The sequence below is a fragment of the Rhodoferax sp. genome (assembly GCF_012927445.1).
Taxonomy (GTDB): Bacteria; Pseudomonadota; Gammaproteobacteria; order Burkholderiales; family Burkholderiaceae_C; genus Rhodoferax.
This window is the reverse complement of the sequence record NZ_JABBPD010000007.1, coordinates 617887-639710: the sequence shown is the minus strand read 5'-3', so window position 1 is coordinate 639710 and position 21824 is coordinate 617887. Positions and strand designations below refer to the sequence as shown.

General features: G+C 61.3%; 20 protein-coding genes. 14 read left to right on the top strand and 6 right to left on the bottom strand.

Annotation, left to right across the window (positions count from 1 at the left end):
- Positions 1–29 precede the first annotated feature (29 nt).
- Genes HHJ17_RS14715 through lplT form a run of 3 tightly spaced genes read right to left on the bottom strand, consistent with a single transcriptional unit; the run spans position 30 to position 2728 of the window.
- A complete protein-coding gene (locus HHJ17_RS14715; RefSeq protein ID WP_296496944.1) occupies positions 30–515 on the bottom strand; it encodes a glutathione peroxidase in 486 nt (161 codons plus the stop codon).
- Between the two features lie 54 nt (positions 516–569).
- Positions 570–1445: a DMT family transporter gene (locus HHJ17_RS14710; RefSeq protein ID WP_296496943.1), complete on the bottom strand. Its 876-nt coding sequence runs from the start codon at positions 1443–1445 to the stop codon at positions 570–572.
- A complete protein-coding gene (gene lplT, locus HHJ17_RS14705; protein ID WP_296496942.1) occupies positions 1445–2728 on the bottom strand; it encodes a lysophospholipid transporter LplT in 1284 nt (427 codons plus the stop codon). The genes HHJ17_RS14710 and lplT overlap by 1 nt, the downstream gene beginning before the upstream one ends.
- Before the next feature lie 126 nt (positions 2729–2854).
- Between lplT and alr the strand changes: the two genes are divergently transcribed.
- A complete protein-coding gene (alr, locus tag HHJ17_RS14700; RefSeq protein ID WP_296506387.1) occupies positions 2855–3979 on the top strand; it encodes an alanine racemase in 1125 nt (374 codons plus the stop codon).
- Positions 3980–4020: 41 nt separating this feature from the next.
- Positions 4021–5196: a hypothetical protein gene (locus tag HHJ17_RS14695; RefSeq protein WP_296506304.1), complete on the top strand. Its 1176-nt coding sequence runs from the start codon at positions 4021–4023 to the stop codon at positions 5194–5196.
- Between the two features lie 15 nt (positions 5197–5211).
- Here the strand turns inward: HHJ17_RS14695 and HHJ17_RS14690 are convergent, their stop codons facing one another.
- Both HHJ17_RS14690 and mgtA read right to left on the bottom strand, forming a co-directional pair.
- The gene (locus HHJ17_RS14690; protein WP_296506303.1) at positions 5212–7824 is read right to left on the bottom strand and encodes a cation-translocating P-type ATPase; all 2613 of its coding nucleotides are present in this window, start codon (positions 7822–7824) and stop codon (positions 5212–5214) included.
- Entirely contained in the window at positions 7794–10292 is a 2499-nt protein-coding gene (gene mgtA / locus HHJ17_RS14685; protein WP_296506301.1) for a magnesium-translocating P-type ATPase, read from the bottom strand. Before mgtA ends, HHJ17_RS14690 begins: the two co-directional genes overlap by 31 nt.
- A 622-nt stretch (positions 10293–10914) precedes the next feature.
- Between mgtA and HHJ17_RS14680 the strand changes: the two genes are divergently transcribed.
- From HHJ17_RS14680 to waaF, 12 genes are all read left to right on the top strand, one after another.
- Positions 10915–11196, top strand: a complete 282-nt coding sequence (locus HHJ17_RS14680; protein ID WP_296506298.1) for a hypothetical protein — start codon at positions 10915–10917, stop codon at positions 11194–11196.
- A gap of 108 nt (positions 11197–11304) precedes the next feature.
- Positions 11305–12156 carry a hypothetical protein gene (locus tag HHJ17_RS14675; RefSeq protein WP_296506297.1) on the top strand — a complete coding sequence of 284 codons (852 nt, stop codon included), beginning with the start codon at positions 11305–11307 and terminating at the stop codon, positions 12154–12156.
- Positions 12157–12395: 239 nt separating this feature from the next.
- A complete protein-coding gene (radA, locus tag HHJ17_RS14670) occupies positions 12396–13763 on the top strand; it encodes a DNA repair protein RadA (protein ID WP_296496930.1) in 1368 nt (455 codons plus the stop codon).
- A 63-nt stretch (positions 13764–13826) separates the two neighbouring features.
- On the top strand, positions 13827–14228 hold the full coding sequence (locus tag HHJ17_RS14665) for a DUF1924 domain-containing protein (protein ID WP_296496929.1): 402 nt from the start codon (positions 13827–13829) through the stop codon (positions 14226–14228).
- 29 nt (positions 14229–14257) lie between these two features.
- Entirely contained in the window at positions 14258–14755 is a 498-nt protein-coding gene (locus HHJ17_RS14660) for a diheme cytochrome c (RefSeq protein ID WP_296506295.1), read from the top strand.
- A gap of 6 nt (positions 14756–14761) precedes the next feature.
- Entirely contained in the window at positions 14762–15499 is a 738-nt protein-coding gene (locus tag HHJ17_RS14655; protein ID WP_296496927.1) for a cytochrome b/b6 domain-containing protein, read from the top strand.
- A 27-nt stretch (positions 15500–15526) separates the two neighbouring features.
- On the top strand, positions 15527–16198 hold the full coding sequence (locus HHJ17_RS14650; protein WP_296506293.1) for a response regulator: 672 nt from the start codon (positions 15527–15529) through the stop codon (positions 16196–16198).
- Positions 16195–17574, top strand: a complete 1380-nt coding sequence (locus HHJ17_RS14645; protein WP_296506291.1) for an ATP-binding protein — start codon at positions 16195–16197, stop codon at positions 17572–17574. Before HHJ17_RS14650 ends, HHJ17_RS14645 begins: the two co-directional genes overlap by 4 nt.
- Before the next feature lie 51 nt (positions 17575–17625).
- The gene (locus tag HHJ17_RS14640; protein ID WP_296506290.1) at positions 17626–18039 is read left to right on the top strand and encodes a glycerate kinase; all 414 of its coding nucleotides are present in this window, start codon (positions 17626–17628) and stop codon (positions 18037–18039) included.
- Positions 18040–18145: 106 nt separating this feature from the next.
- Positions 18146–19096, top strand: a complete 951-nt coding sequence (locus HHJ17_RS14635; protein WP_296496923.1) for a branched-chain amino acid transaminase — start codon at positions 18146–18148, stop codon at positions 19094–19096.
- A gap of 22 nt (positions 19097–19118) precedes the next feature.
- Positions 19119–19325, top strand: a complete 207-nt coding sequence (locus tag HHJ17_RS14630; RefSeq protein ID WP_296496922.1) for a zinc-finger domain-containing protein — start codon at positions 19119–19121, stop codon at positions 19323–19325.
- Positions 19312–20319, top strand: coding sequence for a lipopolysaccharide heptosyltransferase II (waaF, locus tag HHJ17_RS14625; RefSeq protein ID WP_296496921.1), 1008 nt, complete (start codon positions 19312–19314; stop codon positions 20317–20319). The genes HHJ17_RS14630 and waaF overlap by 14 nt, the downstream gene beginning before the upstream one ends.
- Before the next feature lie 268 nt (positions 20320–20587).
- Here the strand turns inward: waaF and HHJ17_RS14620 are convergent, their stop codons facing one another.
- Positions 20588–21823, bottom strand: a complete 1236-nt coding sequence (locus HHJ17_RS14620) for an ATP-binding protein (protein WP_296496919.1) — start codon at positions 21821–21823, stop codon at positions 20588–20590.
- Position 21824: the final 1 nt, after the last annotated feature.

The following is a 21824-nucleotide window of genomic DNA, read 5'->3' as shown; positions in this document are numbered from 1 at the left end:
TCGCCGCGCTGCCAGCGGCGGCGGCCCAGTCAGGCGGCCAGCGCGGCTGCAATGTCGTGGCTCAGGCTGGCGGGGGTATCGGTCGGTGCATAGCGCTTGAGAACGGCGCCATCCTTGCCAACCAGAAACTTGGTGAAATTCCATTTGATCGACTTGCTGCCCAGCAGCCCCGGGGCTTCGACGCAGAGCCACTGGTAGAGCGGGTGGGCGCCGTCGCCATTAACCTCAATTTTGGCCATCATGGGGAAGCTGACGCCATAGTTCAGTTGGCAAAACTCGGCGATCTCCGCATTGCTACCGGCGTCCTGGGCGCCAAACTGGTTACACGGAAAACCCAATACCACCAGGCCTTGCGGGCCATAGGTCTGATGCAAGGCCTCCAGCCCGGCAAACTGGGGCGTGAAACCACAAGCACTGGCGGTGTTGACGATCAACATGACTTTGCCCTTGAACTGGCGCAAGGGGACGGACTGGCCATTGATTTGCAGGACTTCAAAATCGTACACAGTGCTCATGGGCGCGCTCCCGGTCAAAAAAGGAAGCGTCAGTGTCGCACTTTGTCGCCAAAATCAACGCTTGTCATACGACACCACGGCCAGCAGTGAGGCCAAAAGAACCAAGCCCCCGCCCAGCAAGGTGCGCGTCGATAGCTCGCCGGTGCCCAGCACCACCGAAGACACGCTGGCAAAAACCACTTCCGACAGCATGATGAGCGAGGTGGCGCTGGCGCTCAAATGCGCCGCGCCGTATTGCAGGGCCAGGTTGCCGGCCAGGAAGGCAAGGCTGATGAACAGGGCCAGGCCGGTCCACGCCCAGTTTGGTGCGGGCAGCGCAGCGACCACGCCCAGCCCCATGCCGATCCCGGCGGCGCCCAGGGCCATCATGGCACCGCCGCCAAACATGGCCAGCGTGCGCGACGCGCTCGGCGTCTCATTCAGCTTGCGCAGCAGGATGTTGGTCAGGGCAAAGCTGAAGCCGCCCATCAGGGCCAGTCCATCGGCCAGACTCTCGGGAATGGGCCAGGGTGAGGCGGGCGTTTTGAGGACGATAACGACGCCGGTGAGCGCCAGGGCCAGGCGCAGCAAAGAACCCGCCGTGGGTTTTTCGCCCAGCAGCGGCCAGGCCAGCAGCACCACCCAGGCCGGCATCAGGTAGAACAACAGGACGACGCGCACCACGTCACCGACGGTCACCGCCCAGTTGAATCCGACATTGGTCAAGCCGGAAGCCAGCAGCAACCACCACAGCATCGGATGCTTCAAAAAACCACGCCAAGCCTGCGGCTGGACAGCGAGCAAACACAGCAGGGAAAAAACAAAAATGATGGTGGTGGCCCACAGCGGATGCAGGCCGTGCGCTTGCAGTGCCCGAAACGGCCACCACGCCACCCCCCAAACAAAGGCATTGAGGATCAGCGCCGCCGCCGCGAGCGCTCGATGTGACATCAGCCGTGAATATTGTCGTTACGGGCAATACCCAGCAGATGCTCAACCTCGGCGCGATGGTGGAGGCAATTGCGGGCGTGCCAACGCTTGATGAACCACATGAAGCCGGCAATCACCACCCCAAACACGGTGATGGCGGCAAAGGTCGGCAACCCCAGCCCGGTGGACAGGCTGTAGGCCGCGCCCAGCGCCAGAATGCAGGCCTGCTCATTGAAGTTCTGCACCGCGATCGAGCGCCCGGCGCCCATCAAATTGTGGCCACGGTGCTGCAGCAGCGCATTCATCGGCACCACCAGGAAGCCACCCAAGGCACCCAGCAGAATCAAAAACGGCGCCGCGACCCAGACGTTGGTGATAAAGATGAGCATGATGATCAACAGCCCCATGAAGATGCCCAGGGTAATCACCCGGGGGCCATCTTCCAGCCGCATGCGCATCGAAGCCACCACCGCGCCAACCGCCATCCCAATGGCCACCACTCCTTGCAGGGCCGAGGCCTGTGTCACCGAGTAACCGAGCGCCGCGGCGGCCCAGGCCAGCACAATGAAACGCAAATTACCCGCCACACCCCAGATGAGCGTGGTGGCAGCGAGTGATATCTGGCCCAGTTTGTCGCGCCACAGCCGGGCATTGCAGGTCCAGAAATCAGGCAGCAAGGAAGTGATCCGCTTCGGCATGGGGCGCATTTCGACCCCCGTGTGCGGAATATGGGTGTTGAACCAGGCGGCCAGGAAATATAGAAAGATCAGCACGCTGATGGCGGCCTCCGGCGGGGTGTCCACGCTGGTACGGATGAATGGGAAGTCGAACGACAACAACATCGGTGACAACATCGGCCCGACCAGTTGCCCCCCCAGCAAAACGCCCAGAATGATGGAGGCGATCGTCAGGCCTTCGATCCAGCCATTGGCTTTGACCAACTGGGAAGCCGGCAGCAATTCGGTGAGGATGCCGTATTTGGCGGGCGAATAAGCGGCAGCGCCCAGCCCGACAATGGCGTAGGCCATCAGGGGATGCGTGCCAAACAACATGAACAGGCACCCCACCACTTTGATGAAGTTGCTGATCAGCATCACCCGGCCTTTGGGCATGGAATCGGCAAAAGCGCCGACAAAAGGCGCCAACACCACATAAAACAGTGCAAACATCGGCACCAAGGCGGCTTGTTGCCACTCGGGTGCCTTGCTGCTTCTCAGTAACTGGACGGCTGCAACAAACAGCGCGTTGTCGGCCAGCGAGCTGAAAAACTGCGCTGACATGATGGTGAAAAAGCCGCGTTTCATTGTCTACAAGCGCGCATCAGGGTTGCTGACACGGTGGTTTTTTTAATATGTGTCCGAACGGTAAAGGGTTATAGCACGCCCCCGGGGTGCAAAATGCAGGCTTTCGTCCGTCACCCCTACAGCGCCATGCCTCGCCCGATACAAGCCACCATCCATACCGAAGCACTTCGCCACAATCTTGAGCGTGTCCGGGAGGCGGCACCCGATGCGAGAACTTGGGCCGTCGTCAAGGCCAATGCCTACGGCCATGGCATTGAGCGCGTGTTCGAGGGCTTGCGCGGTGCCGACGGTTTTGCGCTGCTGGACCTGGAAGAAGCCCAGCGCGTGCGCGCCCTGGGCTGGCGCGGCCCGATTCTGTTGCTGGAAGGCGTGTTCGAGTTGCGCGACCTCGAACTTTGTTCCCGCCTCGGTCTGTGGCACACCGTGCACTGCGACGAGCAGATTGACATGCTCGCCACCCACAAGACCAACGTGCCGCACCGGGTCTTCCTCAAGATGAATTCCGGCATGAACCGGCTCGGCTTTACACCGCTGCGTTACCGCGCCGCCTGGACCCGCCTGAATGCACTGCCCCAGGTCGATGAGATCTCCCTGATCACCCATTTCAGCGACGCGGATGGCGCGCGGGGCGTGACGGCGCAAATGGCGGTCTTTGCCGCAGTCACCCAGGACCTGCCCGGCGAACGGTCCTTGAGCAACAGCGCCGCCATCCTGCGCCACAGCCTGCCGGCCACCGGCGTCCACCCGCCGCCCGACGTCTACGTCGCGTCCGACTGGGTGCGCCCGGGCATCGTGATTTACGGCAGCGCGCCCGATTTCCCGGAAAACAGTGCGGCCAGCTGGCGCTTGCAGCCGGGCATGACACTCGCTTCTAAAATAATAGCAACACAAGACCTAGCGACGGGGGCTAGCGTCGGATATGGCTCAAACTTTGTCGCCGAGCAGCCGATGCGCATCGGCGTGGTGGCCTGTGGTTATGCCGATGGCTACCCGCGCGCTTGCCCCACCGGCACGCCGATTCTGGTGAACGGCGTGCGCACCCGCACCCTCGGGCGGGTCAGCATGGACATGCTCGCCGTCGACCTCACCCCCGTTGCCGGGGCCGGCTTTGGCAGTGAGGTCACGCTGTGGGGTCGCGCCGCCAACGGCAGCCTACTGGGAATTGACGAGGTGGCCCAAGCGGCGGGCACCGTGGGCTACGAATTAATGTGCGCCCTGGCCCCGCGCGTGCCGGTATTGGTCACCGATTAGGGTCTAATCGCACCTATTCGCCGGCCATTGAGAGTCATTTGATGAATTACGTCCCCCTCCCCGTTTCTATGCTGGACCTCGGGAAACCACTGCCTATCGATGTGTGGGATGCAAACGGCAAGTTGCTGCTGCAAAAAGGGCAAACCATCCGGTCACCCCAGCACAAGGAAATGCTGAGTGACCAGCAGGCCTGCATGAAAAGCAGTGATGCCAAGGCTTGGCAGAAAAGTTACGAACAGATGATGCAACCGATACACAAGGAAGGGGTGGCGGTGGACACAGCGCCCGCCTCGTCTGACAACGACATTCTCGTCGGCTGGCGGGATTTGCAGGCCGTTTTGCAGGCGCTGCTTTACCAAGGCGCGGCCGCCATCAGTCCGTTGCCGCGACTGGAGGCGATCGAAAAGGAAGCCCTTGACTTGCTGAAGCGAGACCCTGATGAGTCCCTTGTCATCTTATTCCAGGCACTGGCTGACCTGTCGCTGGGTTATTGCGCCACCCACGCCCTGCTGTCGGCGGTGGTGTGCGAACTGAGTGCCGAAAAGCTGGGAACCGCAGAAACAGACCGCCGTGTGCTGTTCCGCGCTGCGCTGACCATGAACATTGGCATGGCACGGGACCAGGACAGTCTGGCCCGGCAAAGTACCGCACTCCTCAACGACGTTCAGAGAAAGCTGATCCGCAAACACCCAGAAAACAGCCTTGCAATTTTGCAGAGCTTGGGCGTGACGGACGACAACCAGCTGGACATCGTGCGCTGGCATCATGAACCCGATGAGTCCTGCGGCATGAACAGCAACCTGGCAAGTCGGCGTCTCCTGCGGATGGCCGATGGTTTTGTGGCCAAGATGGCGGCACGCAAGACGAGGCTTGCCATGTCACCGTTGAGTGCGGCCCAGTCCGTTTTTCTGGGTACCGATGCAGAACAAGCGAAGCTCGCATTGGCCATGACGACGGCCCTCGGTTTTTACCCACCAGGCACCTACGTGCAGTTGGTGAACGGCGAAAAAGCGGTTTCGGTCAAGCGCGGTCTTCGCGCCAGCCACCCGCAGGTGGTGAGCATCGTCAGTCCGGGGGGCATGCCGCTGAACCCCTGCCTCTTCCGGGACACCAACAACCCGAAATATGCCATCCGCTCGCCCTTTAATGCAGAAAAGATCAAGATCAAAGTCAACCTTGAACAAGTGCTGAAGGCGCGACCAGACCGCACGGCTTGACGCAGCGGGCCAGCCTCACAACGTCGGCCGGGGCGACAGGCGGCGACTGAGTTTGATGGCTTCGAACCAGATCACGCTGACCAGCCCCAAGGCCAGCGCCGTCAACAGGTCAGGCAGCGGCAGCGGCTCAAAAAAGAACAGGCGCGCCAGCCACGGCAGATAAACCGCCAGCCCCAGAAACCCGAGCGTCACAGCGGTCACGATCCACAGCGTCCGGTTCGGCACGCGCAGCGAGGCCCACAGCGACCCGGTGCGGGAGCGATTGGAAAAAATCAGCGCCACATTGCCCATCACCAGCGTGGCGAAGGCAAAGGCCCGGGTCTCTTTTTCCGTCAGCCAGCTGGCGCCCCAGGCAGCGGCCCCCATCACCACCAACAGCACGCCGACGCCCTGCAGCAGCGCGAGCAGCAGGGTGGTGCCGCCAAACAACTGGGCATTGGCGTCGCGCGGCGGGCGCTGCATCACGTCCGCCTCGGTCGGCTCGTTCTCGAACACCATGGAGCACGCCGGGTCGATGACCAGCTCCAGAAAGGCGATGTGCAGCGGGAACAGCATCACCGGCCAACCCAGCAGCACCGGCAGCAGCGCCATGCCGGCAATCGGCACATGCACCGCCAGGATGTAGGACATGGATTTGCGCAGGTTGTCGAAGATGCGCCGGCCCAGCCGCACGGCGCGCACGATGGAGGCAAAGTTGTCGTCCAGCAGCACCAGCGACGCCGCTTCCCGCGCCACATCGGTGCCGCGCCCACCCATCGCCACGCCGACGTGGGCGGCCTTCAGCGCCGGCGCGTCGTTGACGCCATCGCCGGTCATGGCCACGATCTCGCCACTGGCTTTGAGCGCCTGCACGATGCGCAGCTTTTGCTCCGGCGCAATGCGGGCGCAGACGCTCACCGTGTTCATGGCGACCTGCAGTTCGGCGTCACTCAGGAGCGCCATGGCGTCGCCGCTCAGCACCTCGCCCGACGCCAGTTCTGCCTGCCTGGCAATGGCGCGGGCGGTGGCGGGGTAGTCACCGGTGATCATGACGACGCGGATGCCGGCAGTGCGACATTGGCCAACCGCCTCGACAATCTCGGCGCGCAGCGGGTCGGCCAGCCCGAGCAAGCCAACAAATTCAAAATCAAAATCATGTTCGATAGCCGGCCACTGCTCACCGGCAAAGCGGGCTTGCGCCACGCCCAGCACGCGCAAACCGGTGGCCGCCATGGCTTCCACGGCCGCCGCAATGCGGGCCTGCGCATTGGCGTCCAGGTGGCACAAATCCATGATCGCCTCGGGTGCACCCTTGGCCGCCACCACATGCGCCGCACCATCGACCGCTTTCCAGACATGCGACATGGCGCGCAACTCAGGCGTCAGGCCGTATTCCTGCATCAGGGTCCAGTCGCGGTGCAGGTGCTCGGTGTCCTTCAGGTAATGCCGGCCCAGCCGGTGGAAGGCTTTTTCCATCGGGTCAAACGGGTCGGCCATGCTGGCCAGAATGGAAAACTCCGCCAGGGTATGAAAAGTCTCGGGCAATTCGTCCGTGGTGGCGTAATCGATGGTCAGACTTTCGCCCTCAGCAGGGCGGCCATTTTGTGCATAGAGTTGCACCACCGTCATGCGGTTCTCGGTCAGGGTTCCGGTCTTGTCCACGCACAGCACCGAGGCGGCGCCCAGCGTTTCAATCGCGGCGATGCGCCGGGTCAGCACGTTTTGCTTCGACAAGCGCCAGGCGCCCAACGCCGGCAGCACCGTCAACACCACGGTGAACTCCTGCGGCAGCAGGGCCATCGCCAGCGCAATGCCGGCCAGCAGCGCCCCCAACCAGTCGCCCCGCAGCAGGCCATAGGCCAGCACCAGCAGCAAACTGGCGCTAAAGGCAATCACCGCCAGCACCTGCACCAGGCGGGCGGTCTGCTTTTTCAGCGGCGAGCGCTCCGGCGTCAGCGTTTCCAGCGCCGTGCCGATGCGCCCGATTTCACTGCGGGGACCGGTCGCGGTGACGCGGGCGCTGCCGTGACCGTTGACCAACAGCGTGCCGGAATACAAATAAGGCAACTGGTCACCCCCGGGGCGTGCATCGGCCTTCACCTCACTCAGCACGGCGGCCACCTTGCTGACCGGCACCGCTTCGCCAGTCAACAAGGATTCATCCACTTGCACATCATGGCCGCTGATCAAGACCGCGTCCGCCGCAATCCGGTCGCCTTCTGCCAGCAGCAAAATATCGCCGCGCACCACCTCGCACCCGGCGATGCGCAGCGGCTGGCCGTCGCGCAGCACCAGCGCCCGCGGGCTGGTGAGGTCGCGCAAGGATTCCAGCGCGCGCTCGGTCTTGCCCTCCTGGTACAGCGTCAAGGCCAGCACGACCAGCACCAGGCCAAACAAAACAACGCCTTCCTGCAAGTCACCCAGCACCAAATAAAGCGAGCCGGCCGCCAGCAGCAGCATGAACATCGGCTCCTGCAGCGTCTCTTTGATGATGCCCCACAGCGTGCGGTGCTGATCGCCCGGCAGCGCGTTGGGGCCGTCTTCCAGCAGGCGTTGCGCCGCCTGCGCTGCCGTCAAGCCATTGGAATCAGTGACCTCGTCGATGTCGTGCGTGGCGCTCACGCCCGCATCAGACGTTTGTAAAACCATTGTTTACCCCCTTCAACCATGACCAAATAAGAAATCAGCAACACGGTCAGCAAGCCAAAAAATGACAGCGGTAGCGGCGTAAAACCCAAATACGGCGCCAGCGGGGTGAACGGCAACAGCATCGCCGTCAGCACCACCCCCAGCGACGTCAGCACCAGCCAACGATTGGGGTGACTGCGCAGCGGATTGCGCCGCGTGCGGATGACAAAAATCACCAGCACCTGGGTGGCGATCGATTCCACAAACCAGCCGGTGCGAAACAGCGACTCGTGCGCGTTGAACAGGCTGATCAACAAGTAGAACGTCAGGAAATCAAACAGCGAGCTGATGGGCCCGATCGTCAGCATGAAATTGCGGATGAAGGTCATGTCCCAGCGCTTCGGACTCGCCAGGTCTTCGGCGTCCACATTGTCCAGCGGCAGCGTGATTTCGGACACGTCGTACATCAGGTTGTTGAGCAGAATCTGCAGCGGCAGCATCGGCAGAAACGGCAAAAACAAGGTGGCGGCCGCCATGCTGAACATGTTGCCAAAGTTGGAACTGGTGGCCATCATGATGTACTTCATCACATTGCCAAAGGTGCGCCGCCCTTCCAGAATGCCTTTGTGCAGCACCATCAGGTCACGCTCCAGCAGAATCATGGCGGCGGCCTGTTTGGCCACGTCCACCGCACCCTCGACCGAGATGCCGACATCTGCCGTGTGCAGCGAAGGCGCGTCATTGATGCCGTCGCCCAGATAACCGACCACATGGCCCCGCGCCTTCAAGGCCAGGATGATGCGGTTTTTTTGCGCCGGGTTGACGCGGCAAAACAGGTTGACCCCTTCGACCCGGGCGCGCAACGCGTCGTCGTTCATGGCCGCCACCTCGCTCCCCGTCAGCACGCCCTCAATGGTCACGCCAAGCTGGGTGCAGACATGGCGCGTCACACGCTCGTTATCGCCGGTGACGATTTTGACGGCGACGCCGCTGGCGGCCATCGCCTTGAGCGCCTCGCCGGCACTGGCTTTCGGCGGGTCGAGAAAGGCGGCAAAACCGGCGAACACCAGTTCACTCTCGTCTGAGATCACGGCGTGCGGGTGATCAATCGGCACATCGCGCCAGGCAATCCCCAGCACCCGAAAACCTTCTTCCCCCAAACTGTCGAACAAGGCTTCAATGCGTTGGTGCGCGGCCCCATCCAGGGCCACGGTGCCGCCAGCCGGGTCCTGGTAATGCGTGCACAACCGCAGCACATCTTCGGGTGCACCCTTGACCACCAGCCGCCGGGCGCCGGCACGCTGCACCAGCACCGAGACGCGACGGCGTTCGAAATCAAACGGCACCTCGTCGATCTTGCTCCAGCCGGACACATCAATGTCTTCATGCGCCAGGATGGCATCGTCCAGCGGACTCTTCAAGCCGCTCTCAAAATAGCTGTTGAGGTAGGCCAGCGCCAGCACCTGAGGGTTGTCCTGTCCGCCGGCATCGACATGGCGTTCCAGCCGAATCTTGGCCTCGGTCAGGGTGCCGGTCTTGTCGGTGCACAGCACGTCCATCGCGCCCATGTCCTGAATGGCGGACGGCCGTTTGACGATCACTTTCAAGGTCGCCATGCGCAGGGCACCGCGCGTCAGCGTGACCGACACCACCATCGGCAGCAACTCGGGCGTCAGTCCGACCGCCAGCGCCACGGCAAACAAAAACGACTCCAGCAAGGAGCGGTGCAAGGCCACGTTGACCAGCAAGGTGAACAGCACCAGCAGCACGGTCAGCCGCATGATGAGCATGCCAAAGCGCCGGGTCCCGATCTCAAACGCGGTGGGCGGCGCTTGGTCGGCCAGGCTGACCGCGATTTGCCCGAGGGCGGTGCTGCTGCCGGTGCGCCCGATCAACACGCGGGCCGAGCCGCTGACCACCGAACTGCCCATGAACACCGTGTCCACCGCCTCCAGCACCCAATCCGCGGGTGCGGCGGCACTGCGCGCTTCGTCGGACGGCAACGCCCGTTTTTCCACCGGATAAGGCTCGCCCGTGAGTTGCGCCTGGTTGACAAAAAAGTCATTGGCTTCCATCAGGTGCGCATCGGCCGGCACCAGATTGCCCGCCGACAGCAGCACAACGTCGCCGGGCACCAGCTGCATGACAGGCAGTTCAGCCGCCTGGCCGTCGCGCAGGACGGTCGCCGTCACCGCCACTTTCAAGGCCAGCCGCTCCGCCGCCTGACCGGCCCGGTAGGCCTGGACAAAATCCAGCGTGACGCTCATCACCACAATCAGGCCAATGATGAGGGCCCCGGTGACGTCGCCGGTCAAGGCCGAAATGCCGCTGGCCGCCAGCAGCACCAACACCAGCGGGTTGCGGAAATGCGCGAGAAATTGCAGCAGCACCGCCCGTTGCAAGGCGGGCTGCAAGCGGTTGGGACCGTACTGTTTGAGCCGCTCGGCCGCTTCAGCGCGGCTCAGTCCATTCAAGTTTTTATTAGCCATATTTACCTGTAGCCCCCGTCTAATAAGCGCAATTTGCTATTATTTAAATAGCAAATAAAAGTTTACCACTTTGACTCAGCAGCGCCATGGACAGCAGCATGCACCTTGTCATTCAAATAAATATTGATACACATCAAGACTGAGCAGAACGCAATCCAGTCCAATCAAAGCCAGTTTCGCGGCCAGGAGTAAAAAATGCGTACCGACCTGTTCCAGCAGTCGCTGGAGGACCTTAACGCTTCCACCGCCGACATCGCGGCGCAAGGACGGTGCCGGTTACTGACTGGTGCTCGGCGGCGAGACTCTGAGTTGGGCTGGTCTCCAATGGCTATCAGCATTTTAGGCCTGTAGCCGCCGTAGATACTGCATAAGCAGCTATTATATTAATAGCAAATAAAGCTCAAAACCCAGCACGCTGCGGCTGAGCTTGCTGAACTCTCCGTTGATCCGATGAATGGGTCGACAGCAAGGGAGTGAGGACTCTTATGGAGCGGAAGCGGTCATTCCGGGGAATGGTCTACTTGGCGATATAGTAATGTGACATGACATGACGGGTCGGCAAAGCACGATGAATCCCTAATCGGTTTTCCACCGCAGTCCTACTAAACATTACAAGGCAACAATGAAAATATTACTGCTGGCCGTCCCTTTTATCGCTTTGAGTGGTTGTGCAACCACTTCTACTGGTGCAGTGTCAGCTGGTCCAGATACTTTTGTTGTTTCACGCCAAGCAGGGGCCTTTCCAAGTGGCAGAGAACCACTGTTGACCGAAGCGCTGGCAGAGGCTGGGACCACATGCGCAGCGATGAAAAAGACTCTCAAACTAGTTTCGGCAGTTGAAAATCCTGGTCCGTATATTCTTGGTAACTATCCAAAGGCAACGGTTGTGTTTTCGTGCATTTAAGGATGGTCGATCGGACTGGCCGCGATGCGATAACTAAGTTCCTTCTTAATTTGTGCGCAGCCATCCGCTCACCGTTACGTTATGTCCCATGAAAATTCGGAGTCTGCAATGACTCAACATACCGAAAATTCTTCATATCGAGAGAAGCTGATTGAGCATCTTTTTGTCGCAGAGTTGTTGAAGTTATCTTGGCTTCGTCATTGCTGCGCTCTGGAAATTTCAAAGCCTGAGGTGGACAATTCTGGGTATGACCTAATCGTGGAAGCAATGGGTGTTGTCAGGCACATGCAACTCAAAACGTCTATTGTTGGCGGCAAGACGGCTGTTCAGAAAATTCATACCAAGCTCGCTGACAAGCCGAGTGGCTGTGTGGTTTGGATATACATTGACGAAAAGACTTTGCATCTTGGACCCTTCCTCTATTTCGGCGCAGAAGCTGGGGAACCATTGCCGAGTCTGGTGGATCGGAAGGTTGCGAAGCACACAAAAGGTAACAAGGACGGAGTCAAAACAGAGCGTCGGAATATTCGAGTTCTACCAAAGAGCAGCTTTACGGCAATTACGTCAATTGAAAATCTTTATGTCCGGCTATTCTCCAAGGTATGCCCGACAGTCCAAATGGACCTTCCAGATAAGGCCGATCACCCTCTCACTCCAACGTTGGGTGTTCACCGTGAGATTATGTTGATCGATCACAAAAGCCTGTTTCTAGACTTCATCGCACATAAAGGAGTTGGCTCCAAAGATATTGTCGCGTCGTCAACCGCTTCGTACGTCTCTTACCTGAATAGCGTAGCCAAGCTCATTGGCAGAGACATCACACCAACGCTATTACGAAGCGATAGCGACGTGGACAACATTGCCAAAAGCATCAGCGGCAAGAGGAAGGAAAACACGATTCGAAACTACTGCTCGGCTATGCGGCAGTATGTCGCAATGGTCAAGGCTAAAGGCCTTTGAGTTCCGCTTCATGAGTGCAAGGTGGTGACACTCGGCATCTGGTTGTCCGAAGCGATCGGGCGACCCGGCACCCAACCCGACGCTCAAACGGGGCGGCGCAAAAGCACGCCGCAGCCCTTACTTTCACGTAACGACTGCTTCGGAGCGCAGCCAATGTCGACAGTGGGTCTTTTCCCGTCATTAGCGCTGAAACGGCCGGGGGTTTTAAAATGGATGGTTCCATCCCGTAACATCCCCGCATGGCCAAAGAAAAAACTGTTTACGTGTGTTCCGACTGTGGTGGCACCAGCCCCAAATGGCTGGGCAAATGCCCCAGCTGCAATGCGTGGAACACGCTGATTGAATCCGTCCCCGAGAGCACAGCCCCGACCAAAAACCGCTTCGCCTCGCTGGCCAAAACCGCCGAAGTCGTCACCCTGGGCGACATTGACGCGGTCGACATGGCGCGCACGCCGACCGGCCATGAAGAACTGGACCGGGTACTGGGCGGCGGCATCGTCGAAGGCGGTGTGGTGCTGATTGGCGGCGACCCCGGCATCGGCAAGTCCACCCTGCTGCTGCAGGCGCTGGATTCGCTGCAGCGCAGCGGACAAAACACCTTGTACGTCACCGGCGAAGAAAGCGGCGCCCAAGTGGCGCTGCGCTCGCGCCGCCTCGGGCTGGACAACTCACAGGTCAAGGTGCTGGCCGAGATTCAACTGGACAAAATTCTGGCCACGCTGCACGCCCTGCGGCCCGACATCGCGGTCATCGACTCGATTCAAACGGTGTACTCCGACCAGCTCACCTCCGCACCCGGCTCGGTGGCGCAGGTGCGCGAATGCGCAGCGCACCTGACGCGCGCGGCCAAGGCCAGTGGCGTCTGCATTGTGCTGGTTGGCCACGTCACCAAAGAAGGCACGCTGGCCGGACCACGCGTGCTGGAGCACATGGTGGACACGGTGCTGTACTTTGAAGGCGACACGCACAGCAGCTTTCGCTTGGTGCGCGCCATCAAAAACCGTTTTGGCGCGGTCAACGAGATTGGCGTCTTCGCCATGACCGAAAAAGGCCTGAAAGGTGTCTCCAACCCGAGCGCCATTTTTCTGAGCCAGCATGCCGAGCCGGTGCCGGGCAGTTGCGTCATGGTCACACTGGAAGGCACGCGGCCGATGCTGGTCGAAATTCAGGCACTGGTGGACAGCGGCGGTCCGTCGCCCCGGCGTCTGAGCGTCGGTCTGGACAAAGACCGCTTGGCGATGTTGCTGGCGGTGCTGCACCGCCATGCCGGCGTCGCCTGCATGGACCAGGACGTCTTCGTCAATGCCGTCGGTGGTGTGCGCATCAGCGAGCCTGCGGCTGACTTGGCAGTGCTGCTGGCCATCACCTCCTCCTTGCGCGGCAAGCCGCTGCCCAAGGGCTTTTTTGCTTTTGGCGAGGTTGGGCTGGCGGGCGAAGTGCGGCCGGCACCGCGCGGTCAGGAGCGCTTGCGGGAGGCGGCCAAGCTCGGCTTTAGCGTGGCGGTGGTACCGAAAGCCAATGCGCCGAAAAAGCCGATCGAGGGCCTGACCATCCATGCGGTGGAGCGGGTCGAGCAGGCCATGGAGATCGTGCGCGGCCTGGGGTGACCCGGTGCCCTTAAGAAAAGCTTAATCTGCCCGCGTTAATGTCGGCTTCATCAAGGAGTCGTCATGAAAAAGTTTTCTTCCCTTTCCCTCGTTTGCGCGGCCCTGGCGGGTGGCCTGAGTTCACAAGCCTACGCCGTCACCCCAGCCGAGCAGCTCGCCGCCTACACCGCCGAAGCGGGTACGCCCGCCCAACCCGCGCGCGGGCAACAGCTGTTCACCAGCAAACACGGCAAGGACTGGAGTTGCGCTTCGTGCCATACCGCCACGCCAACCGGTGACGGCAAACATGCCAGCACCGGCAAGGTCATCGGCCCGATGGCGCCCGCCTTCAACCCGGAACGTTTTACCGCCACGGCGAAGACCGAGAAATGGTTTCGCCGCAATTGCAATGACGTCATGGGTCGTGAATGCACCGCCGGCGAAAAGGCCGATGTGTTGTCCTGGCTGCTGACGCTCAAACGCTAAAGCCCGATCAACTTCTCTGAAAGAACCTCATGTCCCGTTCAAACTTCAAACAAATTTCGCGCATCCTGCGGCTGCTGCTGCTGGCGGCAGGTACGGTGACTGCCGCCCAGGCCGACGATCATGGCGCCAAGGGGCCGATGGTGCAGCCCTTGCCCAAATACCAGCAGGAATGCGCCGCCTGCCATATCGCCTACCCCGCCGGCATGTTGCCGGCCGCCTCATGGCAGCACATGATGGGGTCCCTTACCAAGCACTATGGCACCGATGCCTCGCTGGACGAGGCCAGCGTGCGCGAGATCAGTGGCTGGCTCCAGGCCAACGCTGGCACCTACAAGCGGGTCAGCGAAGCGCCGCCGCAGGACCGCATCACGAAATCGGCCTGGTTTTTACGCAAACACCGCGAAGGGGAAGTGCCGGCAAACGTCTGGAAACGTGCGTCGGTTGGCAGCGCCTCCAATTGCGCGGCCTGCCACACCAACGCGGCCAAAGGCAGTTTTAGTGAACGCGACATCAGAATCCCGAAGTAAAACGTCATGACCAATTCAACAACAAAGACCAAAATTCTGGTGTGGGATGCCCCGGTGCGGGTGTTCCATTGGCTGCTGGTGCTCAGTTTTGCCGGTGCTTACCTCACGGCGGAGAGTGAACGCTGGCGCCTGGTGCATGTGAGTTTGGGCTACACAATGGGTGGCCTGGTGGCGTTTCGTATTTTGTGGGGTCTGGTGGGAACGCGCTATGCGCGCTTTGCCAGCTTTGTGCGCGGCCCCGCAGCGGTCATGCGGTATGGGCGCGCCCTCTTGAGCGGTAAGCCAGAGCACCATGTCGGGCATAACCCGGCTGGGGCCTGGGCGATTGTGTTGCTGTTGTTGTTGAGCATTGCCACTGTCGCCAGCGGCTGGGCGATCTACAACGAGGTGGGCGGCAATGCCCTCGAAGATCTGCACGAAGGCGCGGCCAACTTCATGCTTGCGGTGGTGGGCGTGCACGTGGCCGGTGTGCTGCTGGCCAGCTGGCTGCACCGCGAAAATCTGGTGCGCGCCATGCTGACCGGTAAAAAAGAGGGCACCCCCGAGGAAGGCATCCGCTGGCCCTGGCGCCCGCTGGCGCTCGTCCTCCTGGCGGCGGTGTTGGGCTTTTGGTGGCTGCAATGGCAAAGTGCCCCCGCAGACGCGGCAGCCGGAACGGCCGGGGCCTCGGAAAATGCAAAATACAGTCACATGACCGCGGCGATGACTAACAGCCCTGCGCTGGCAGCGTCGACCCTGCTCTGAACCACTGAATCACCCTGGAGTTTATGGATGCGCATCCTGCTGGCTGAAGATGATCCCATGCTGGGCGACGGACTGCGGGCCGGCTTGCGTCAACTGGGTTTCCAGGTGGACTGGGTGCGCGACGGCGTGGCCGCCGAGCGCGAGCTGGCGTCGGGCGACTACACGGCGGCGGTGCTCGATCTCGGCCTGCCATTGAAGGACGGGCTGGACGTGTTGCAGGCGCTCCGGGCCCGCAAGGTCAGCACCCCGGTGCTGGTGCTGACCGCGCGCGACGCCGTGCCGGACCGCATCCGCGGCCTGGACCTGGGCGCCGACGACTATGTGGTCAAGCCGGTCGATCTGCATGAACTGGGGGCCCGCCTGCGCTCCCTGGTACGCCGCTCGCATGGCCAGATGCAGGACGTTTTGCAATGTGGTGCGGTGCTGCTTGAACCGGCTGCCCGGCGGGTCAGCCTGAATGGCGAGAGCGTGGCGCTGTCCACGCGCGAATTCGATTTACTTCACGTCCTGATGCTCAATGCGGACCGCGTCATGTCGCGCGAGCAACTGGAGCAGCAGTTGTACAGCTGGGGCTATGAGGTGGAAAGCAATGCGATCGAGGTGCACATTCACCATCTGCGCCGTAAATTGCACCCGGACGTGATCCAGACCGTGCGCGGCGTCGGCTACACCATGCTGCGCAGTCAGGACCTGACATGAAGCCGGTGCGACGTCCCTTGAAATCCTTGCAGGCACGTCTGTTGCTGCCCCTGCTGGCACTGGTGACCGTGATTTGGCTGGCGGCTGCGACCATGACCTGGTTTGAGGCACGCGAAGAACTTGATGACCTGCTCGATGGCCATCTGGCCCAGGCCGCCGCCTTGCTGGTGGTGCAACAGGCCAGAGCGGATGATGATGGCGTGGCAGACGCGCCGTCGCTGCACAAATATGCCCCCCTGGTGGCATTTCAGGTGTTTCACGAAGGTAAATTAGCCATGCGCTCGGCCAATGCCGGCCTGGCACCGATGTCGCCCAAGGACCACGGCTTTGAAACGGTGCGCCTGGGCGACGGTGAACGCTGGCGCGTGTTTTCGACCAGTGGGGTTGAGCGTGATGTGCAGGTCTACGTCGGGGAGAAGGAGGAATCACGCAATGAGATTCTTTGGGCCATCCTCCATAGCGTGCTGCTGCCCTTTTTATATGCCCTGCCCTTGCTGGCGCTGGTGGGGTGGTGGGTCGTGCGCCAGGGACTGGCGCCCTTGCGGCAGCTCAGTCATGTGATCGGCCAGCGGCGGCCACAGGCGCTCAAGCAGGTGGTGCTGGCTGACCTGCCGACTGAAATGCAGCCGATGGTGGAGGCGCTCAATGCCTTGTTTGAGCGCATTGAACTGATGGTGGCGTCCGAGCGCCGCTTCACGGCGGATGCGGCCCATGAACTGCGCACGCCGATTGCCGGCATTCGCGCCCAGGCGCAGGTGGCGATGGGGGCCGGTGCCGATGAAGCGCAACGCCAGCATGCCTTGCAGGCCACCCTGATCGGCTGCGACCGCGCCACCCGGCTGGTTGAACAATTGCTGACCCTGGCGCGCCTGGAAGCAGCGCCGGTCGCAGCCACCGCCGCGTCTGCCCCCGTGGACTTGAGCGCGGTGACGCGGCGCGTCGCCGCCGACCTGGCCCCGACGGCGCTGGCGCGTCATCAAACCCTGGAACTTGAAGCCGACGCCCCGCACGCGGTGGCGGGCGACGACATGCTGATTGGGGTACTGGTGCGCAATTTGATCGATAACGCCATGCGCTACAGCCCGGATCGGGCGCGGATTTGCGTCAGTGTGACGGACGAGTCCGGGCAACCGACGCTGTGGGTCGAAGACAGTGGCCCGGGCATGACCGAGGAGGAGATGGCCCGACTGGGCGAGCGTTTCTACCGGGTGCTGGGTCATGAGCAACCGGGCAGCGGCCTGGGCTGGTCGATTGTCAAACGGATTGCTAATCTCTTTGGCGCCCAAGTGCAGGTGAGCCACTCCGACCTGCTGGGCGGGCTGGCGGTTGCGGTGCGCTGGCCGGCGCCAGCCACGGGAAAATCAACGGGGCATTAGACAGGTACCAACCCGGCATGCTTGACCCGTGACATCAGTCAAAATCAGGGCATGCCCTCTCAAAAATTCCTGGTCCCGGTGGGCAGCCTGCTGCTGGTCATTGCCGCCTACTATTTCTACCGCTGGGCCGGTGTTGCGGTCGCCGTGAGTGCGCTGGTGATGTGGCTGTTGCTGCACTTCAGCCGCATGATGCAGGTGCTCAAACGCACGACCAATCGGCCCATCGGCTATGTCGGCAGTGCCGTCATGCTCAATGCCAAACTCCAGCCCGGCATGACGTTGTTGCATGTGGTGGCCATGACCCGTGCGCTGGGCAAGCGCCTGACAGAAAAAGATGTGCAGCCCGAGGTGTTCCGCTGGACCGACGGCACCGACTCGCACGTCACCTGCACCTTCGTCGGCGGCAAGCTGGCGCAGCATGTGCTTTTCAGGCCCGCCGGGGGCGCTCTGCCGCCCGCACCGTAAAATCATTGTTTCGGGTTTTTGCACGGCCCCACGGGCTGGCCGCCGGGGCAACTTCCCGTCCAAGAATTATTTTCTCGACACCTACATTCACCAAAGGATCAGCATCATGTCAGCATTACCCCCTTCCATGGCAGACCGCGACGGCAAAATCTGGATGGACGGCCAGATGGTGGAATGGCGTGACGCCAAAATCCATGTGCTGACCCACACGCTGCACTACGGTTGCGGCGTCTTTGAAGGCATCCGTGCCTACAAAGGCGATAGCGGCACCGCCATATTCCGGCTCGAAGATCACACGCAACGCCTGTTCAACAGCGCCAAAATTCTGCGCATGAAAATCCCGTTCACCCAGGAGCAGGTGAACGAAGCGCAAATCGCGGTGATTCGCGAGAACCATCTCGAGTCCGGCTACCTGCGTCCCTTAAGCTGGATCGGCGACAAGAAACTGGGCGTCTCGCCCAAAGGCAACGACATTCACCTGATGGTTGCCGCCTGGGCCTGGGGCGCCTACCTGGGTGAAGACGGCATGAAGCGCGGCATCCGCGTCAAGACCTCCAGCTACACCCGCCACCACGTCAACATCACCATGACGCAAGCCAAGGCGGTAAGCAACTACACCAACTCCATCCTGGCCAATACCGAAGCCACCGACGACGGTTACGACGAAGCGCTGCTGCTCGACACCGCCGGCTTTGTGTCCGAAGGTTCGGGCGAAAACGTATTCATCGTCAAGGACGGCGTGGTCTATACGCCCGACCTGTCGGCCGGTGCGCTCAAAGGCATCACGCGCGACACCGTGTTCCACATCTGCCAGGATCTGGGCCTGGAAGTGGTGCAAAAGCGCATCACCCGCGACGAGGTCTATATCGCCGACGAAGCCTTCTTCACCGGCACCGCTGCTGAAGTGACGCCTATCCGCGAACTGGACCGCATTGAGCTCGGCAAAGGCGACTATGTCGGCAGCCGCGGCCCGATCACCGAAAAAATCCAGAGCGCGTTCTTTGACATCGTCCACGGCCGCAACCCCAAATACGCCCATTGGCTGGCGAAGGTCTGAGCTCAACTGAACAAAGGTATTTATGAGTAAATCTGTGATTGAACTGCTGGCCAGAGACCTCAACCACCAAGGTGGTGTGTTTTGCCCCAGCCCGCTGGCCAACATGAAAATCTGGGATGGCCACCCCAAGGTGTATCTGGACGTGGCCCTCACCGGCGAGGCCAAATGCCCTTATTGCGGCACCGTCTACAAATTGAAGGACGGCGAACATTTCGGTGGCCACCACTAACGCCCTCGTCATCGCGCCCCAGTGGATTGGGGATGCGGTGATGACCGAGCCACTGATGCGCCGCCTGAGCGCTCGCGGCGAACGCCTCACGGTTGGCGCACTGCCCTGGGTGGCGCCGGTGTACCGGGCCATGCCGCAGGTGGCCGAGGTCATTGAATTTCCGTTTGCCCATGGCGGCCTGCAGTTCAAGGCGCGGCGCAGCCTGGCCAAACAACTCGATGGCCGGTTTGACACCGCCTATATTTGCCCCAACTCGCTGAAAAGCGCCCTGCTGCCCTTTCTGGCCAGCATCCCGAAGCGGGTCGGTTACCTGGGCGAAGCGCGGATTGGCCTGCTGACGCACCGCTTGAAAAACCCGCCCAAGGACAAGCGACCGCCGATGGTCGCGTTTTATTCGGCCCTGAGTGGCGAGGCCGACATCGCCAGCGACCGGCCGCAATTGCAGATGGCCGCCAGCGAAGTCGATCTGGCGCTGGCGGCCATGGGCTTGCAGCGCGGCGCTTATTACGTGTTTGCACCGGGCGCCGAATACGGCCCGGCCAAACGCTGGCCAGCGGCCCGCTTTGCCGAGCTGGCCCGACGCCTTGATTTGCCCGTGGTGCTGCTGGGCTCCGCCAAGGAGTTTGACCTGTGCAACGAAATCGCCGCACCAGTGAACGCCGAGCAGCCGGGCAAGTGTCTTAATTTGGCAGGAAAAACATCGCTAGCCTACGCATTCAGTGCGATAGCCGCTACCAAAAGAATAGTGAGCAACGATTCGGGGCTGATGCATGTGGCGGCCGCTTTTGGCGTGCCGCAAATCGCCATCTTTGGCTCCAGCAGCCCGCTGCACACACCGCCCCTGAATGAGCGGGCCACCGTGCTGTGGCTGAAGAACGATCCGCGCTACCAGCCCCCACTGGACTGCGCCCCCTGTTTCGAACGGGAATGTCCGCTGGGACATACGCGCTGTCTGGTCGACATCGCCGCCACCGATGTGCTACTGAATATATAGCTACTTACGCAGAAACAACGGGGGCTACAGCCCCAATCAACATAAAAAAAAGCCACCCGGAGGTGGCTTTATAAAAGTCCCCGAAGGGACGTCGTTGGAAACCTTGTGTGTCTGAAGGCCCGTCCATTGAATGGATCGATTGGACTTCAGCACTTGATTACTGTGACAGCAGTTGGAGCAACTTTACTGCTCAACCAGCCGCAACGCTATCCCCCATTTGGGGGATATGGATCGCTTATTTGTTTGAAACCGTGATTTTTCGCAACGTTTACACACTCGTGCCGGCAGCCAAGGGCAACTGAACGACAAAGCAGGCGCCGCCATCCGGCCGGTTTTCGCAAAATACGCTGCCGCCATGGCGAATCGCAATGGATTTGACCAGCGCCAGACCCAGCCCGACGCCGCCATCCCGCTCGGTCGCCCCGGGCAGTCGATAAAAAGGCTCAAATATGCGCTCGCGCAGTTCGGGCGGTACACCGGGGCCCCGATCACAGACGCGGATCACCGCCTGCCCCGCCGTCGTGCCCAGCGTCACCGTGATGTCGCCCGCCGCATGACGGCGCGCATTTTCCAGCAGATTGCGCATCACCCGGCGCAGCAACTTGGTCACACCTTGCACCAGCAAAGCCGACGCCCCGGCCGGAGCATCCACCAGTTGCACCTCCAGTTCGGCATCCACCCGCGCACACTCCTCGGCCGCCAGCCCGATCAGGTCAACCGACTCGATCGTGCCCAGGTCCGCCTCCCTGGCATCCAGCCGGCTGGCGAGCAAAATTTCTTCAATCAACTGGTCGAGCTCGGCAATGTTGCGGGAGATTTCGTTCTTGAACGCCGGCGAAGAAGGCGCGCCCATCAGCTCCAGCCCCATGCGGATGCGGGTGAGGGGCGAACGCAGCTCGTGCGAGGCATTGGCGAGCAATGATTTTTGCGAAGCCAGCAGCGATTCATGCGACTTCACCAGGGTTTCAATGCGCTCGGCCGCGTGATTGAAGCGACTTGCCAGAAAGGCGACCTCATCGTTGCCGTTCACGGGAAAGCGAATGGACAGGTCGCCTTCACCCCATTTTTCGACCCCGTTTTGCAGCGACTCCAGGCGGCGCGTGAGCTTGCGAATAATCGGGTAGGTGGCCAGCGCCACGGCAATGCCGACCAGGGCCAGTGTCCAGAAAAACCCAAACGGCGGGCGGGTCCAGGGCGAGCGCGGCGGGCGCGGCAGATGCATGTGAATGATTTGGCCGTCATTCATGCGCACCAAAAATTCGGGCCCGCTGCCATACGGGTGGGTGGGGCCGAACGGGGGCCCACTCTCCTCCGGCCCACCCGGTGAACGCATCATGCGCGAATGACCATTGCCAATGATTTGCCCGGCCTCGTTGCGGATGACCACATCCCGCAGGGGTGGATCAGCGGCGAGTCGCCAGGCCCAGCCGACCAACAAAGTCAGCACCGCCACGGCCAGCACCACGGCCAGCCAGATCCGCACATACAGTTTTTTAAAAAACATG

What these genes read in the sequence shown, in the direction of transcription:
- HHJ17_RS14715 (WP_296496944.1), bottom strand. Translation starts at nt 515, where the DNA reads ATGAGCACTGTGTACGATTTTGAAGTCCTGCAAATCAATGGCCAGTCC.
- HHJ17_RS14710 (WP_296496943.1), bottom strand. Translation starts at nt 1,445, where the DNA reads ATGTCACATCGAGCGCTCGCGGCGGCGGCGCTGATCCTCAATGCCTTT.
- lplT (WP_296496942.1), bottom strand. Translation starts at nt 2,728, where the DNA reads ATGAAACGCGGCTTTTTCACCATCATGTCAGCGCAGTTTTTCAGCTCG.
- alr (WP_296506387.1), top strand. Translation starts at nt 2,855, where the DNA reads ATGCCTCGCCCGATACAAGCCACCATCCATACCGAAGCACTTCGCCAC.
- HHJ17_RS14695 (WP_296506304.1), top strand. Translation starts at nt 4,021, where the DNA reads ATGAATTACGTCCCCCTCCCCGTTTCTATGCTGGACCTCGGGAAACCA.
- HHJ17_RS14690 (WP_296506303.1), bottom strand. Translation starts at nt 7,824, where the DNA reads ATGGTTTTACAAACGTCTGATGCGGGCGTGAGCGCCACGCACGACATC.
- mgtA (WP_296506301.1), bottom strand. Translation starts at nt 10,292, where the DNA reads ATGGCTAATAAAAACTTGAATGGACTGAGCCGCGCTGAAGCGGCCGAG.
- HHJ17_RS14680 (WP_296506298.1), top strand. Translation starts at nt 10,915, where the DNA reads ATGAAAATATTACTGCTGGCCGTCCCTTTTATCGCTTTGAGTGGTTGT.
- HHJ17_RS14675 (WP_296506297.1), top strand. Translation starts at nt 11,305, where the DNA reads ATGACTCAACATACCGAAAATTCTTCATATCGAGAGAAGCTGATTGAG.
- radA (WP_296496930.1), top strand. Translation starts at nt 12,396, where the DNA reads ATGGCCAAAGAAAAAACTGTTTACGTGTGTTCCGACTGTGGTGGCACC.
- HHJ17_RS14665 (WP_296496929.1), top strand. Translation starts at nt 13,827, where the DNA reads ATGAAAAAGTTTTCTTCCCTTTCCCTCGTTTGCGCGGCCCTGGCGGGT.
- HHJ17_RS14660 (WP_296506295.1), top strand. Translation starts at nt 14,258, where the DNA reads ATGTCCCGTTCAAACTTCAAACAAATTTCGCGCATCCTGCGGCTGCTG.
- HHJ17_RS14655 (WP_296496927.1), top strand. Translation starts at nt 14,762, where the DNA reads ATGACCAATTCAACAACAAAGACCAAAATTCTGGTGTGGGATGCCCCG.
- HHJ17_RS14650 (WP_296506293.1), top strand. Translation starts at nt 15,527, where the DNA reads ATGCGCATCCTGCTGGCTGAAGATGATCCCATGCTGGGCGACGGACTG.
- HHJ17_RS14645 (WP_296506291.1), top strand. Translation starts at nt 16,195, where the DNA reads ATGAAGCCGGTGCGACGTCCCTTGAAATCCTTGCAGGCACGTCTGTTG.
- HHJ17_RS14640 (WP_296506290.1), top strand. Translation starts at nt 17,626, where the DNA reads ATGCCCTCTCAAAAATTCCTGGTCCCGGTGGGCAGCCTGCTGCTGGTC.
- HHJ17_RS14635 (WP_296496923.1), top strand. Translation starts at nt 18,146, where the DNA reads ATGTCAGCATTACCCCCTTCCATGGCAGACCGCGACGGCAAAATCTGG.
- HHJ17_RS14630 (WP_296496922.1), top strand. Translation starts at nt 19,119, where the DNA reads ATGAGTAAATCTGTGATTGAACTGCTGGCCAGAGACCTCAACCACCAA.
- HHJ17_RS14620 (WP_296496919.1), bottom strand. Translation starts at nt 21,823, where the DNA reads ATGTTTTTTAAAAAACTGTATGTGCGGATCTGGCTGGCCGTGGTGCTG.